This window comes from Photorhabdus temperata (assembly GCF_025384845.1).
In the GTDB taxonomy this organism is placed as follows: Bacteria; Pseudomonadota; Gammaproteobacteria; order Enterobacterales; family Enterobacteriaceae; genus Photorhabdus; species Photorhabdus temperata.
In genome coordinates this window covers 1-1,124 of record NZ_JAJAFX010000178.1, presented here as the reverse complement: position 1 = coordinate 1,124, position 1,124 = coordinate 1, and the positions used below count along the sequence as shown (strand labels likewise).

Genomic DNA, 1,124 nt, shown 5'->3' with positions numbered 1-1,124 from the left:
ATTTTCTGAGTACAGCTAAATTTTCACCGGCAAATCCTATCCGGGCCTGGAGTTTATCCTCTCGAAACGCAACATCAAGTGACCAGTGTAAATGATTCTCCACCGACCAGTGAGAGCGTGTTGCTTGCAAGGCTTTCTCCGCATTCATTGGCTGGCTACTGATATAAAATCGGACAAAATCATGCCCACGTCCTTTTTCTGTCCGTTCAGATTGGACTGCTATTATCGTCTTTGCTTTCCATTTCTGACAAATGGGCATCTGCTCACCAACAGGGAATTGCCAGCATCGGCGATGTTCCTGGCGACCATGCTGATTATCAAATTGTTCGTAGAAAGAGGGGCCGGCAAGATCTTTTGGCGTATTCGCCCAAAAAGCGTGAAATTGCGCGCTGACTTCAGCGGCCAGTGTCGGCTGATTATCTTTGACTGCCAGCAAATAATCCGCGGATTTTTCCAGAATAATCTCGGCGATTTTTGTTTGCGTTCCCGCAGCATCAATGCTCACAAGACATCCTTCCAGCGCCAATAATTGGAGAAGTTCAGGAATGGCTTTTATTTCATTGGATTTTTTCTCCACTTTTTGTTGCCCAAGGCAGAGTCCCAGTTCAGTTGACCAGACATTGACGGTATGGATACGATTAGCTCCCCGACCTTTTGCTGTTGCCCTTAACGCCTTACCGTCAACCGCCAGTTGCCCTGAAAGACCTTCCTTTTTCAAAATATGATCCACCCATTCCTGAAACAATGATTGCAGGGTACTGGCTGGCATAATGGCAAAAATCCGGTTAAAAGTGTCATGTGAGGGAACCCCATTTGCCAGGGTTAACCAACGCTTAAACCATTTTTCGCGTTCCTGAGCAAAGAGCGCAATTTCGGACCAGGTATCAAAACCACACATCATGGCACAAAGTGCCATAAAAATGACCTCAGATAGCACATGAGAACATTTTGCTTGTTGACGTGGGTCAGGTAAGGCTTCGAGGTAGTCAAACAGGGCTTTCTGAGTCATAAATAAGGCCATTATTACGGGAAGTTGTGGATAAATAACGGTAAACAGATAAGATTGCAACAAGAATAAAGCGTGGCTTATTTTGTACGGTTAATTCGTCATCTTATGGATAAAA

At 45.0% G+C, this 1,124-nt stretch carries 1 protein-coding gene; it reads right to left on the bottom strand.

What is annotated here, in order from left to right; all coding sequences use genetic code 11:
* Window positions 1-1,009, bottom strand: a 1,009-nt coding sequence (locus LGZ99_RS24435) for an ISAs1 family transposase (RefSeq protein WP_262979848.1), incomplete at its 3' end; no start/stop codon positions are given.
* Window positions 1,010-1,124 lie beyond the last annotated feature (115 nt).